Here is a 14,472-nt window from a genome sequence, read left to right as displayed (position 1 = left end):
ATGGCTGGGATACCTGGATTCGAACCAGGGAATGCCGGTATCAAAAACCGGTGCCTTACCGCTTGGCGATATCCCAACATGCTTAGCGTTTAAAGATAGTACAAAATGGTGCGGAAGGCGAGACTTGAACTCGCACACCTTGCGGCGCCAGAACCTAAATCTGGTGCGTCTACCAATTTCGCCACTTCCGCATTAAAGATGGTGGCTACGACGGGAATCGAACCTGTGACCCCAGCATTATGAGTGCTGTGCTCTAACCAGCTGAGCTACGTAGCCATCTTTATTTTTGCGCTACCTTTGTCGGCGTTGCGGGGCGCATTATGCTAATTTGCACCGAGTCGGTCAACCTCTTTTTTACGCTTTTTATTAAATTAGCGTTTGTTTGGTTGCGGAATATGCAAGATGGCGGCAAGTTGTACAAAATGATGAATTCATGGCGCACAGTGTGGAGAAAAAAAGAGCGTGAAGAATAAAAAAACCCTCGGTTAAGAGGGTTTCATTTCACTATTTTTATTCAATAATCAATAAGCTGATTGATGCACACCAACTGCACGTCCTGATGGGTCATCCATGTTTTTGAATGCTTCATCCCACTCAATCGCTTTTGCAGAAGAACAGGCCACAGAAGGCCCGCCTGGTACACACTCTGCAGCACTCGCCAGAGGGAAAAGCTCTTCAAAAATTTCACGATAAAGATACGCTTCTTTTGAAGCCGGTGTATTGTACGGGAAGCGATAGCTTGCAGTTGCTAATTGCTGGTCAGTCACTTGTTGTGCAGCGACTTCTTTTAATGAATCAATCCAGCTGTAACCTACACCGTCCGAGAATTGCTCTTTTTGACGCCAAGCAACGCTTTCCGGTAGGTAGCTACTAAAACATTCACGTAAAATATGTTTTTCCATCTTATCGTTTTGACCACACATTTTGTCAGCCGGGTTGATTCGCATCGCAACATCCAAGAATTGCTTATCTAAGAAAGGAACACGAGCTTCTACACCCCAAGCTGACATCGCTTTGTTCGCCCGAGCACAATCGTACATATGCAAAGCAGCCAGTTTACGTACGTTTTCTTCATGGAACTCTTTGGCATTAGGTGCTTTATGGAAATAGAGGTAGCCGCCAAAAATTTCATCAGCACCTTCACCGGATAACACCATTTTGATACCCATTGCCTTGATTTTTCTAGACATTAAGTACATTGGCGTCGACGCCCGAATCGTGGTCACATCATAGGTTTCGATGTGATAAATGACGTTCTTAATTGCATCAAGACCTTCTTGTACCGTGAAGTTAATTTCGTGGTGCACGGTACCTAAAGCATCGGCGACTTCTTTTGCTGCTTTAAGGTCGGGCGCGCCTTTTAATCCTACCGCAAAGGAGTGCAATTGTGGCCACCATGCCTCGCTTTGATCGGCATCTTCAATACGTTTGGCCGCAAAACGCTTGGTAATGGCTGAAATAATTGAGGAGTCCAGCCCACCAGATAATAACACCCCGTAAGGCACATCAGACATCAAGTGGCTTTTTACTGATTCTTCCAGTGCATCTTTGAGCACTGCTTTGTCAGTGACTGCGTCTGCGACGTTCTCATAGTCCATCCAGTCGCGTTGATAGTAGCGATGAATTTGATGATCATCACTACTCATATAGCTTCCAGGAGGGAATTCGTTGAGGGTTCGACATACCGGAACCAATGCTTTCATTTCTGAGGCAACAAACAGGTTACCGTGCTCGTCGTGGCCATAGTAAAGAGGAATAATACCAATATGGTCACGACCGATTAGCCAGCTTTGTTTGACTGTATCGTAGAGGATAAACGCAAACATACCTTGCAGATCATCAAGGAAATTAATGCCTTTTTCTTGATAGAGCGCCAAAATAACTTCGCAGTCAGAGTCTGTCTGGAATTCATACTTATCACGTAATTGCTCGCGTAAAGTATGGTGGTTATAAATTTCACCATTGACCGCTAGAACATGGGTTCGATCTGCATTGTAGAGAGGTTGGGCACCGTTATTAACATCGACAATTGACAGACGCTCATGGGCTAAAATGGCATGGTCATCAGAAAAAATCCCTGACCAGTCAGGTCCACGATGACGCATTAATCCTGAAAGCTCTAATGCTTTTTTACGTAATTCTGTTGTCTCAGTTTGTAAATCCAGTACACCAAAAATCGAACACATATTTCTACTCCTGAACTCATGCAGTGATGATAGCTGTTTTGCGTTTAAGTTATTGATTTGGGCCTGTCCTAGACGCCTTGTATAAGAAAATGCGCTATTTGGTAGGTCGAATGCAAGCAGTTTCAAAGAAAATCGTAAAATAGATATAGAGAAAGGTTTTTTATTTGATTTAATCTAAAAATAACAAACAAAAATTAGATATTATTTAATTTTTATCCCTATCACTACGATATATTAAAAGGCCTCTCAGTCTAAGAGGCCTTTTTATCATGACTCGTTAAGGTCAGCGAGATCAATGCTGGCCACAGAAGGGAATACCCAGTCTGGACGGAAAGGCACGTTTTCAACATCTTGTTGTTGCGAAACGCCTGATAAAACAAGTGCTGTTTTTAATCCCGCTTGGAAGCCAGCAAGAATATCGGTACGTAGGTTATCGCCGATAATAATTGTTTCTTCTGAATGTGCATGAATACGATTTAGTGCAGCACGAATAATATAAGGGCTCGGTTTGCCCACATAGAAAGGCGAACGTCCTGAGATTTTTTCAATCCCTGCACATAATGCACCACAGCCGGGAACAAAACCTTTCGCATGAGTATCGGGATTTGTCGCAATAAACCGGGCGCCATTCGCCACAAAGTAAGCACCTTTGTGCATCATTTCCCAGTTATAAGAGCGTGTTTCGCCAACAATAACAAAGTCTGGATTAACATCGGTGATGGTAAATCCTGCCTTATACAGCTCATGGACTAATGCACCTTCACCAATCACATAGGCTTTCTTACCGGGTTGTTGACTAAGAAAGTCAGCCGTTGCCATCGCCGAGGTATAAAATAACGAGGCAGGTACTTCAATTCCCGCGGAGTGAAAACGATTTGCTAAGTCTTGGGCTGTTTGCGAAGGATAGTTGGTCAGTAACACTACGGGAACGTCGTTGTCGATAAGGCGATGTAAGAATGCACCAGCTCCTTCGACCGCTTTATTATCGTACATAAGTACGCCATCAATATCACAAATTACGTTTTTAAGTGTCATATCCATCTTCCTAATAGTGCGAACGAGCTTGGGGTTTTTTCTCATCATCTAAGAGATGTTGGAGTAATTTACCATTTAACATAGCACGCTTTACCAATGCAAAGGCGCCAATCGCCGAGCGATTACCCAATTGCGAGCTTACGACGGGTAAATTTTCGCCAAAAGCATTCAAGGTTTGCGTGTCGATACAGCGTTGTATTATAGGAAAAAGAATAGTTTCTGCTGCCGTGATTTCACCGGCAATAATCACTTTTTGTGGTGTAAAGAGGTTGATCGTCGAGGCAATGACTTTACCGAGCGTTAATGCCGCATGTTTAAGTACTTCACACGCTAAAGGGTCGCCATTATTAGCGGCAGTGCAAATATCGTTCATTGAGCAGTGTTCAATCGACAAATGACTAGGATGCCCAGCTTGGAGAAGTTGCTTTACTCGCTTTTCTATGGCTGGATTGGAGACCACGGTCTCTAAACATCCAAAGTGTCCGCAATCACAACGCTCTCCTAAGGGATCAACTTGTATGTGGCCAATTTCAACAGTATTGCCTTTTCGTCCAACGAAGATGTTTTCATTGATAATCAGCCCGGCTCCGGCACCACGGTGAATTCTGACCAGCAATGAGTCTGAACAATCGCTACTGGCTCCGAAGTAATATTCAGCCAGTGCAAGGCTGCGAATATCGTGGCCGACAAAGCTCGCGAGTGAAAAGTGTTTTTGCAGCTCATCGGCAAGTGGCCAATGCTTAATATCGATATGTGGCATGTAGCGCACGTCGCCATTTTCCGGATCGACGAGTCCTGGCAAAATAACTGAAATAGCAATTAATTCACGGGTGATTTTCGCTTGCTGAGCAATAAATTGCTCGATAATAGTAAAGAGCTGCTGTTGGAGTGAGTGTTGGGTTTTTGCCGTCAGGGGATAGCTTAGTTCCGCGACTATTTTACTACTTAAATCGAAGAGACCGATTGTGGCATCTTTTCGACCCAATCTTACGGCGACGGTATGAAAGGGCCGCGTTTCACTGATAATGGAAATCGCCCGCCTACCCCCCGTAGACGCCTGTTGTTCAACCTCTTTAATTAAACCACGTTCAAGCAATTGCCGGGTGATTTTTGTTACACTGGCGGGTGCGAGTTGACTTAATTCGGCGACTTGAATACGCGAAATGGGCCCATGTTGGTCAATAAGGCCATATACTGCAGCACTATTAAGTTGTTTGACCAGATCAACGTTACCAATTTGTGAAGCACCACTATTGGGCATACAGATTTTTACCTATGATAAACGGTGTCACCATTGACGATAGTTTCGATAATCTCGAACTCTTGAGTGAAAAGAGTGAGGTTAGCAATTTTCCCAGGCTGAATACTGCCTAATTGTTCAGCCACATTGATAGCTTTGGCAGGATAAAGGCTAGCCATCCTTAACGCTTCATCAAGCGAAATACCCAAATATTCGACGCTATTTTTTACGGCCTCGATCATGGTGAGTGCCGAACCGCTCAGTGTGCCATCGGCATCGACACAACGACCGTCTTTATAGTAAATAGTTTTTCCTGCAAAAGTGAACTGCTCAATATTTGCGCCTGCAGGAGCGGTAGCGTCAGTAACCAGAATGGCATGCGCCTGCTTTATTTTTTGGGTATTGCGTAAATTCGCAAAATGAACATGATGGCCATCGGCGATTAGGCCGCAGTAGATAGCAGGTGAATCCAATACTGCCCCAACGACGCCAGGTGCCCTTCCAGCAGGAATAGGCATTGCATTATATAGATGGGTTGCGAATGTTATTCCGTTAGCGAAACCCGACATAGCTTGTTCGTAAGTGGCATTAGAATGGCCAATCGAGACAATAATTCCGGCATTAACCAGTTGCTGTATCACTGATTCTGGGACACATTCAGGTGCGAGGGTAATCTTGCTAATAACCTGAGCATTTTGACAGAGATAATCAACCAGTTCTGGCGTTGGTGAACGAATTAACGCTGCATCATGAGTGCCTTTTTTTTCTTTATTTAACCATGGTCCTTCTAAGTGCAATCCCAATGCCTGATTCTGGTATTGGGCCAGCCAATGATGCATGGTCTCAACGGCGTGTTTGATCATCTCATCACTGCTAGTAATGAGTGTTGGCAAAAAACTGGTACAGCCGGAGGCTTGATTTGTACGTTGCATTCTATGCAGCGTGTCGACACTGATTGCGCTGAGCGAGTCACTAAATTGAACGCCGCCACAACCATTAAGTTGGAGATCGATAAACCCTGGTGCGATGTTGGCTCCATCCACTGAACGGCGTGTAATGCAAGTGTCTAACGCTTCAATCGGGCAGACCTTGGTGATCCGATGGCCATCGATGACGACGGCGTGATTATCCAGAATCTGTGTGCCGCTAAAAATACGGCCTTCAGTTAATGCGTACATGTTACACTCCAAAGCCTATAACTGTGTGTCTAGTGTCGTCGCTAAACGTTTTTGATATTTTCTGCTTCCATTTCTTGGAAGTAATTAACCGTCTTGACTTTAAGTTCCATGGTTGCCGCTCTATCACAAACAATCAATGATTTAGGGTGGAGCTGTAGGCAGCTAATGGTCCACATATGGTTAACGTTTCCTTCTACTGCAGCATGTAAAGCTAGCGCCTTTGCGCTCCCGGTGACTAAAATCATCACTTCCTCAGCTTCAAGCAGTGTTCCTACGCCGACTGTCAGCGCATACTTCGGCACAGCATCGACATCATTCGCAAAAAAGCGTGAATTGGCGACACGGGTTTCATGCGTTAACGTTTTAATTCGCGTACGTGAAGAGAGTGAAGAAGCGGGTTCATTGAAGGCGATATGCCCATCATTACCGACGCCGCCCATAAAAAGATGAATTTTACCCAAGGCGCGGATTTTTTCTTCGTAGCGAAGACACTCAGCCTCTACATCAATTGCGTTTCCATCAAGTAAGTTAATATTCTGTTTTTGAATATTGATGTGATCAAAGAAGTTTTTATGCATAAAACTATGATAACTTTCAGGATGATTTTGTGGCAACCCGACATATTCGTCCATATTGAAAGTGACCACATGTTCAAAACTGACCTGTCCGGCCTGATAAAGTTCAACTAAGCATTTATAGGTTTGCAGGGGGGTTCCACCGGTAGGTAGCCCTAATACAAAGGGTTTAGTCGCGGTAGGTTGAAATGTGTTGATTCGTTTGACGATATGGTGAGCTGCCCATCGGCCAACTTGTTCTGCATAGGCGAGTGGAATTAATCTCATATTTACCTCGTTGATGCATTAATAAGAAACTCGGTCATCGGATAATTTCACTCCTAGCTGACTAACCACCGTCCGGACTCGAGGAATGATATTTTTAATGATAAAATAAGTGGGCTATAAACGCCAATGATTATCCATTTTTCATCATTATTTTGTTGATGTCTGTCATAAAATTGCTTCATTTAATTTGCGAAGAAAATTAATTCACTTTACATATACGATTGGTGATGGTGTCAAGCGTGAGCACGGCATCTGTGTCGTTGTACTTATTATCGTTCGTGCGCAGCTAAGGGGTTCAAGGTGAGTCTATTAAATTATTTACAACGTATAGGTCGGGCACTAATGGTGCCGGTTGCGACCTTACCCGCTGCGGCAATACTGATGGGGGTGGGGTATTGGATTGAACAAAGCAGCAGCAATTCTCATAATGCGTTAGCCGCATTACTGACGACCTCAGGGCTAGCGATACTTGATAATATGCCTGCACTGTTTGCCATCGGTATTGCTTATGGGATGTCTAAAGATAAGGATGGGGCTGCGGCATTAACTGGATTTATTGGCTTTCTGGTTGTGACAAATCTCTGTGCTCCAAGTGCAGTGAGTCTGATCCAACACATCCCAATTGATCAAGTGCCTCTCGCTTTCCAAAAAATTAAAAATCCCTTCATTGGCATTTTAGTCGGTGTCTGTTCTGCCGAGGTCTATAATCGTTACAGTCACGTGGAACTGCCCAAAGCGCTCTCGTTTTTTAGTGGCCGTCGACTGGTACCGATTTTAGTCTCTTTTTTGATGATCGCAGTCGCTTTCATTTTGATGTATATCTGGCCACTGGTCTTCAATGCGTTAGTCGATTTTGGGATTCATATCCAAAAAATGGGCGCTGTTGGGGCGGGGATTTACGCATTCTTCAACCGTATATTGATTGCAGTTGGTCTTCACCATGCATTGAATGCCGTATTCTGGTTTGACGTTGCAGGCATCAATGATATCCCCAATTTCTTGGGCGGCGCAAAATCTATCGCGGATGGCACAGGGATCGTCGGGGTTACGGGGCGCTATCAGGCTGGTTTTTTCCCGGTAATGATGTTTGGTCTACCGGGGGCCGCTTTAGCTATTTGGCAATGTGCTCGTCCTGAAAACAGAGCCAAAGTCGGCAGTATTATGCTGGCCGCCGCGTTTGCCTCTTTCTTCACGGGTATCACTGAGCCGCTTGAGTTCTCTTTTATGTTTGTTGCGCCGGTATTATTTGTGATACACGCAGTATTAACTGGGCTATCGGTCTTTATTGCTGCGTCAATGCATTGGATTTCCGGTTTTGGGTTTAGTGCAGGATTAGTGGATATGATCCTATCCTCGCGTAATCCGCTTGCAACACATTGGTATATGCTCATCCCACAAGGTCTTGCTTTCTTTGTTATCTACTATGTTGTTTTCCGTTTTACTATTCTGAAATTCGACCTTAAAACACCTGGCCGTGAACCGGAAGGGGATATCATTGAAATGGAAGGTGTCGAAGAGAACGTTAGCGCCTCACAGGCGGGCGAATCAAGTAATGAATCATTGGCTCGTCGTTATATAGCGGCAGTCGGTGGGACCGCTAATCTTACTCATATTGATGCCTGCATCACACGTTTACGCTTATCGGTTGCTGATGCGGATAAAGTGAATGATGCACTAGCGAAAAAACTTGGTGCTTCTGGGGTGCTACATCTCAATAAACAGAGCATTCAAATTGTGATTGGAACCCAAGCAGAAGCGATAGCCGAGGCAATGAAGTCGGTCAGTAAAAAAGGGCCGATCAGTGCAGTGTTACCCGCGCTCTCTTCGCCCATTTCAATCAAAAATAATGAAACCGTCGCACCGCAGTTAACAGCAATCCATAAGACGCCAGCCTTGGCCACGCTCGTTGCACCCGTTAGCGGGGAAATTGTACCGTTAGAACAAGTTCCTGATGCGGCATTCTCTTCAAAAGCCGTCGGTGACGGAATTGCCATCAATCCAACCGGCGATACCGTTGTTGCGCCGCTATCAGGAACAATTGTTAAAATTTTTGCGACCAATCATGCTTTCTGTCTCGAATCGACGCAGGGAGCAGAGATTATTGTGCATATGGGGATTGATACTGTTGCGCTGGAAGGGCGAGGATTTGAGCGCTTAGTTGAAGAAGGTGCCGATGTGGAACAAGGGCAGCCTATCTTGAAAATGGATTTGGACTACCTATCACGCCACGCGCCATCAATGATAAGTCCGATCGTGATTAGCAATAGTGACGACTATACGAGTATCGTATTGCAAGCTGAAAAAAATGTTGTTGCTGGACAATCTGAAATCTTGGCGATTATAAAATAGTCGCTTAACAGCAATTCACACTTAGGCAGGAGAGAATCCTGCCTTTTTTATCGCTGTTTTCTAACTAACGGTTGTTTATCTGTCTAGCTTTATGGATCATAAGGAAAACAGTTTATAGACAATACCGTTCACCGAAATTGAGGGATTTACGATGAGTGAGGCTGAAGCCCGCCCAAGCAACTTTATTCGTCAGATCATTGATGAAGATCTGGCGAGTGGCAAACATAACCAAGTTCATACTCGCTTCCCACCTGAACCTAATGGTTATTTACATATTGGACATGCGAAGTCCATCTGCCTAAATTTCGGTATTGCTCAAGATTATCAAGGGCAGTGTAATTTACGCTTCGATGATACTAACCCGGTAAAAGAAGATATCGAGTTTATTGAGTCAATAAAGCGTGATGTGGAATGGCTAGGTTTCACTTGGCAGGGTGAGCCCCGTTTTTCGTCAGATTATTTCGATCGTCTTTATGACTATGCCCTTGAACTGATCAACAAAGGTCTGGCGTACGTGGATGAATTGACGCCTGAACAAATTCGCGAATACCGTGGTTCCTTGACGTCACCAGGCAAAAATAGTCCCTATCGTGACCGCAGTATTGATGAAAACAGAGCGCTTTTCGAGAAAATGCGTGCAGGGGAATTTGCTGAGGGAGCTGCCTGTTTACGTGCGAAGATCGATATGGCCTCAAATTTTATTGTGATGCGCGATCCCGTGCTCTATCGCATTAAATTTGCTGAGCATCATCAAACGGGTAATAAGTGGTGTATCTACCCAATGTATGATTTTACCCACTGTATTTCTGATGCGATTGAAGGTATTACGCACTCGCTCTGTACTTTAGAGTTCCAAGATAACCGTCGTTTATATGATTGGGTATTGGATAATATCACGATTGATGCGCGTCCTCGTCAATATGAATTCTCTCGTCTTAACCTCGAATATGCAGTGATGTCAAAGCGTAAATTGACTCAACTTGTTGCGGAGAACATTGTCGAGGGGTGGGATGATCCGCGTATGTTGACCGTTTCAGGTCTACGTCGCCGTGGTTATACCGCCGCATCGCTGCGCGAGTTTTGTCGTCGTATTGGCGTCACTAAGCAAGACAATATTGTAGAAATGGCCTCGCTAGAATCATGTATCCGTGATGATTTAAATGAGAATGCACCACGCGCAATGGCGGTGTTAGATCCCGTTAAGATGATTATTGACAATCTTCCTGATGATTATCAAGAGACCTTAACGGTATCAGAGCACCCAAACCGTTCTGACATGGGGACTCGTGCAGTCACCTTTAGTCGAGAAATCTGGATCGATCGTGCTGATTTTCGCGAAGAAGCGAACAAACACTACAAGCGTTTAGTGTTGGGTAAAGAAGTTCGTTTACGTAATGCTTATGTTGTCAAAGCCGAGCGTGTCGAAAAAGATGAACAGGGTGAAATTACCGTCATCCACTGTACTTGTGATCGTGAAACGCTGGGTAAAGATCCTGCGGACGGGCGTAAAGTTAAAGGTGTTATCCACTGGGTTTCAGCCGTCACCGGACTGCCAGCAGAATTTCGTCTTTATGATCGTCTATTTAGCGTCCCTAATCCGGCGGCTGAGGATGACTTTTTGACGGCGATTAACCCTGAATCACTCACTATACGTCAGGGGTTTGTCGAGCAAAGTTTAGCTAAAGCGCAAGCGGATCAGCCTTATCAGTTCGAGCGGGAAGGCTACTTCTGCGCCGATAGTCAGTATTCCAGTGCCACTCATCTGGTCTTTAACCGCACCGTTGGGTTACGAGATACCTGGCAAAAAGCAGTTTAAGTGATCGCCATCAGTAGGACATTTTAACGGTGTCCTACTGGTTTGCAGGCTTTGATTGATCTCTCTATCCCTACAACATCTCTTTAGCCCCAGCATTTATCTTCATCTTCCTTCACTTTTTAATCTTATCTTAATTATTCTTGCGTATAAGAGCATGTTGACGTCTGGTTTAAGCGCGTATTGCTAAAAGCAATAGGCATAATAATCGCTATCGAGTGATAGTATTGTGGGATGAGGTAATAATGATTAAGACTGTCTTGGCGGGATGCGAAAAATTACGTCGTTATAGAGATTTCTATTTCGGTATTAAGCCAGATAGCATACAGTTTTATCAGCTAGGTGACGGGTATCTAGAAACCTTCTCTCTCTTATATCGATATACTGCTAACACCCATTACTTACACAGTGATAAAACCCACGATTCATTTTTAACTGTGAGTGCACAACGGTTAAGACAGAATGCTGAGCAAGGGCAAAAAGCCTTGCAAAACATCGATTTTACGCAAGTGCTTATGGCTGTTGGACAACAGCTCTATCTCGCTACCAGTACAATTTCTGCCGATAAAGAAGGTCTTTTTCTTGCGGCAACACTTTATAATAAAGCCGAAAGTTTTGACCCTTATCGTCAATTCGTTGAAATGCACCAAGAATTACCGTTAATGCTGACTGCTTTTTTTAACGAAGCGGTTACGACAAGCGAATTACTCAAAAAGTCTGCATATGAAGCCTCGGTTAACGGCTTTCTAAATAACAACTTTGAGGGTTACCAATATTATCGCCGCCTAATGAATCGTCTTTATGTCATGATAAATATGGGCTTTTATTTACTAAGGACAGCATCTGTTGACATGAAACCTTTCCTTCAGGCCCTTTACCAAAGCCACCTTAGTCAGAAATGGGTGATAGCGAAACAGGATAAATTGCAGTATTTCCATCGTCAGAAATGGGACATTAACCATTTTAGATTTATTGAGGAAAAGGGCGGGGAGCTTTGTTATCGGCCAGAGACTGGCGAACTAGTGATGCCGCCTAATTATAGCCAACCTGATATTGGTGGGGCACTTTGTGCGATAACTCGGCAGTATGAGGTTGATAAACTCAGTTATTCATCACGAAATGGGGTAAACACGCCTTCTGAACTCAAAACAAGAGTGGCTAAAACGGTTATGGTGATGGAGTGAGTGAGCACTGAATATAAAAAAACCCACTATAAGTGGGTTATTTTAACGATCGGCTTAGCGTTCTTCGTGCAAGGTATCGTCTGTGCGACAATCACCGCCGGTGCAATGTCCATAAAGGTATAAGCTGTGGTTAGTCAGTTTAATACCGAAGCGTTTCGCAATATCACGTTGTCGAGTTTCGATAAACTCATCAGAAAATTCAATGACACGACCACAGTCTAAGCAAATCAGATGATCATGATGTTGCTGCTGGGTTAATTCAAAGACTGATTTTCCACCTTCAAAATTATGTCGGGTAACGATACCTGCGTCATCAAATTGGTTTAAGACACGGTATACGGTGGCTAAACCAATTTCTTCACCCATATCAATAAGCCGCTTATACAAATCTTCCGCACTGACGTGGTGACATTCTGGTTCTTGAAGCACTTCCAAAATTTTGAGTCTTGGTAGCGTGACCTTCAGTCCAGCTTTTTTCAATGCAGAGTTGTTATCAGTCATGCAATATTGTCCTGTTACTTTATTAAGAGGAGCATTAATCAGCACCTCTTATATTTAAATTCGCTCATTACACTAACACATTAGGTAGCAAAACCCCATCAAGCATTGAGGATTTCTTTTAACTGCATTTCATCAGAAATTTGTTGAGCCCAGCTTGTTACCCTTTGATTTGTCAACTCTGGCTGACGATCTTCATCGATGGCTAACCCTAAGAAATGCGTATCATCCGCTAAACCTTTAGACTCTTCAAAATGGTAACCTTCGGTTGGCCAATGTCCAACGATCACCGCACCTTTCGGCTCGATAATGTCGCGGATTGTTCCTAAAGCATCACAGAAATACTCTGAGTAATCTTCTTGGTCGCCACAGCCGAACAGTGCAACGAGCTTGCCGTTAAAATCAATTTCTTCGAGCGTTGGGAAAAAATCGTCCCAATCACACTGGGCTTCACCGTAATACCAAGTAGGGATGCCTAATAAGAGGATATCATAAGCTTCAAGGTCCTCTTTGGCACATTTAGCAATATCATGAACGTCAGCAACCTCTTTACCTAGCTGCTTTTGAAGCATTTTTGCGATATTTTCAGTGTTGCCGGTATCACTACCGAAAAAGATGCCTACGATTGCCATGGGAAGCTTTACCTCTTGAATCTATGTTCTAATAGAATGAATAACCATAGTTACGATAATAGCAGACCTGAAATTCTTGCGGAACTTGTAAAGCCTGTTGATTTATCAGTGTGTGCTCATTAATCACCCGCCAGAGCGAGTTGCGAGGCGATCATCGTTTCAATCAGTTCACTTCGGCTCATCTGATGCTTCTCTGCCAAAGTATTTAGCGCTTCAACGATTTCGCTGGGCATTTTGAGTTCAACCCGCTGTAAGCCTTTATCTTTATCTCGTCGTAACTGATTACGTTTATTTATACGTAACTGCTCATCTCGTGTGAGGGGACTTGTTTTAGGGCGTCCTGGGCGGCGCTCTTCTGCAAACAAATCCAGAGTAGTTCGGTCAGTGTGTTCTTTTGCCATGATGAGAAAATGAGTACCTGCAGAACGTCTTAGGGTTAAGCCTTTGCTGCATCATGATATAGGTCGTTGATGCCTGCCAAAATGAGCGCGCAATGATACTCTACCGTATCGCGCAGCGCCATCGAAAATCGTGGGCAGGCCGTTTTTTATCAGTCTTCAGCGAGAAAACGATGAATTGCTCGCTGGACTGTTTGCGGTTTTTCAGCGTGTACCCAATGGCCAGCACCGGCAATAATATAAGCTTTGGCCTGTGGGAATTGTTTCAGTAGTGCGGTCTGGTATTTAGGGTCAAGGTATGCTGAATTTTTGCCGCGAATAAACAAAATAGGGTCTCGCCACGTGGGGAGCTCTTGCCAACCGGAAATAGTGTCATAATTGTTCCACAAGGCTGGAATGTTGAACCGCCACTCACCTTGGTGAAAAGATTTTAGTAAGAATTGTATGACTTCGGGCTCGTCAATATACGCTTCCATAATCGTCTTCGCTTCACGACGATCGGTGACACGGGCTTGAGTCACCGCGTCTAATGCGCTAAACATAGAGTCATGGCGACGAATGGTATAGGTGACGGGCGCAATATCAATAATAACCATTTGTTTAACACGTTCCGGGTAACATGCCGACATGGCCATCGCAATTTTGCCGCCCATCGAGTGACCAATAACGATAACCTCTGAAAGACTATGCGTATCGAGAGTATCGAACATATCTTGTGCCATCTCAGCGTAATTCATACTGTCGCAGCGGGGAGATAGGCCGTGATTGCGTACATCAACTTGAAGTACGGTATGTGTTTGACGCAAGTCACGGGCTAAGATGCCTAAATTATCTAAACTCCCAAATAAGCCATGTATAAGAAGTATTGCAGGTTGATTTGTGACGTATTGTGCAGAATGCAGGCGGTTATTTAAAATCATCGTTAAAGATCTTACTGTTAATAGGCTAAGTTAAGGTATCATTAAATTTATCTTAGAGCTTATATTTTGAAAGCTTAAGGCATTATCTGAGTTTTGGCGTAAAACAGGCAAAAGCGTTTGGCCGACGCCAGTTTAATTTTATAATCGCACCGACTTAAATACTGCTATGAATTCACTTATGATTAAAGCGGGCTTAA

The 14,472-nt window shown here is 44.0% G+C and carries 12 protein-coding genes and 3 tRNA genes; 3 read left to right on the top strand and 12 right to left on the bottom strand.

The features are described 5' to 3' along the window. Position 1 precedes the first annotated feature (1 nt). The 8 genes from HGT73_RS06695 to nagB form a co-directional block, all read right to left on the bottom strand. Positions 2 to 76, bottom strand: a tRNA-Gln gene (locus tag HGT73_RS06695). Positions 77 to 106: 30 nt separating this feature from the next. Beyond that, positions 107 to 191 (bottom strand) — tRNA-Leu (locus HGT73_RS06690). An 8-nt stretch (positions 192 to 199) separates the two neighbouring features. Next, a tRNA-Met gene (locus HGT73_RS06685) sits at positions 200 to 276 on the bottom strand. Between the two features lie 245 nt (positions 277 to 521). Continuing rightward, on the bottom strand, positions 522 to 2,186 hold the full coding sequence (gene asnB, locus HGT73_RS06680) for an asparagine synthase B (protein ID WP_214212918.1): 1,665 nt from the start codon (positions 2,184 to 2,186) through the stop codon (positions 522 to 524). 267 nt (positions 2,187 to 2,453) lie between these two features. Further along, on the bottom strand, positions 2,454 to 3,221 hold the full coding sequence (locus HGT73_RS06675) for an HAD-IIA family hydrolase (protein ID WP_214212916.1): 768 nt from the start codon (positions 3,219 to 3,221) through the stop codon (positions 2,454 to 2,456). Between the two features lie 10 nt (positions 3,222 to 3,231). Next, positions 3,232 to 4,482, bottom strand: coding sequence for a DNA-binding transcriptional regulator NagC (gene nagC / locus HGT73_RS06670; protein ID WP_214212914.1), 1,251 nt, complete (start codon positions 4,480 to 4,482; stop codon positions 3,232 to 3,234). 8 nt (positions 4,483 to 4,490) lie between these two features. Next, a complete protein-coding gene (gene nagA / locus HGT73_RS06665; protein WP_214212912.1) occupies positions 4,491 to 5,639 on the bottom strand; it encodes an N-acetylglucosamine-6-phosphate deacetylase in 1,149 nt (382 codons plus the stop codon). Between the two features lie 41 nt (positions 5,640 to 5,680). Further along, entirely contained in the window at positions 5,681 to 6,481 is an 801-nt protein-coding gene (nagB, locus tag HGT73_RS06660; RefSeq protein WP_214212910.1) for a glucosamine-6-phosphate deaminase, read from the bottom strand. A 342-nt stretch (positions 6,482 to 6,823) separates the two neighbouring features. Between nagB and nagE the strand changes: the two genes are divergently transcribed. The 3 genes from nagE to HGT73_RS06645 all read left to right on the top strand — a co-directional run bounded on the left by nagE (position 6,824) and on the right by HGT73_RS06645 (position 11,827). After that, positions 6,824 to 8,830, top strand: coding sequence for an N-acetylglucosamine-specific PTS transporter subunit IIBC (gene nagE / locus HGT73_RS06655; protein WP_244968485.1), 2,007 nt, complete (start codon positions 6,824 to 6,826; stop codon positions 8,828 to 8,830). A gap of 151 nt (positions 8,831 to 8,981) precedes the next feature. Then, on the top strand, positions 8,982 to 10,646 hold the full coding sequence (glnS, locus tag HGT73_RS06650; protein ID WP_214212905.1) for a glutamine--tRNA ligase: 1,665 nt from the start codon (positions 8,982 to 8,984) through the stop codon (positions 10,644 to 10,646). A gap of 242 nt (positions 10,647 to 10,888) precedes the next feature. Beyond that, positions 10,889 to 11,827: a hypothetical protein gene (locus tag HGT73_RS06645; protein ID WP_214212903.1), complete on the top strand. Its 939-nt coding sequence runs from the start codon at positions 10,889 to 10,891 to the stop codon at positions 11,825 to 11,827. 54 nt (positions 11,828 to 11,881) lie between these two features. Here the strand turns inward: HGT73_RS06645 and fur are convergent, their stop codons facing one another. From fur to ybfF, 4 genes are all read right to left on the bottom strand, one after another. Further along, entirely contained in the window at positions 11,882 to 12,328 is a 447-nt protein-coding gene (gene fur / locus HGT73_RS06640) for a ferric iron uptake transcriptional regulator (protein WP_214212901.1), read from the bottom strand. Positions 12,329 to 12,426: 98 nt separating this feature from the next. Then, entirely contained in the window at positions 12,427 to 12,957 is a 531-nt protein-coding gene (fldA, locus tag HGT73_RS06635; protein WP_214212899.1) for a flavodoxin FldA, read from the bottom strand. A 119-nt stretch (positions 12,958 to 13,076) separates the two neighbouring features. Continuing rightward, positions 13,077 to 13,358 carry a LexA regulated protein gene (gene ybfE / locus HGT73_RS06630; protein WP_214212897.1) on the bottom strand — a complete coding sequence of 94 codons (282 nt, stop codon included), beginning with the start codon at positions 13,356 to 13,358 and terminating at the stop codon, positions 13,077 to 13,079. A 149-nt stretch (positions 13,359 to 13,507) separates the two neighbouring features. Then, positions 13,508 to 14,275 carry an esterase gene (gene ybfF, locus HGT73_RS06625; protein WP_214212895.1) on the bottom strand — a complete coding sequence of 256 codons (768 nt, stop codon included), beginning with the start codon at positions 14,273 to 14,275 and terminating at the stop codon, positions 13,508 to 13,510. Between the last annotated feature and the right edge of the window lie 197 nt (positions 14,276 to 14,472).

Origin of the sequence: Rosenbergiella australiborealis (assembly GCF_018494035.1) — a bacterium.
Taxonomy (GTDB): Bacteria; Pseudomonadota; Gammaproteobacteria; order Enterobacterales; family Enterobacteriaceae; genus Rosenbergiella; species Rosenbergiella australiborealis.
This window is presented reverse-complemented; position numbering and strand designations above follow the sequence as displayed.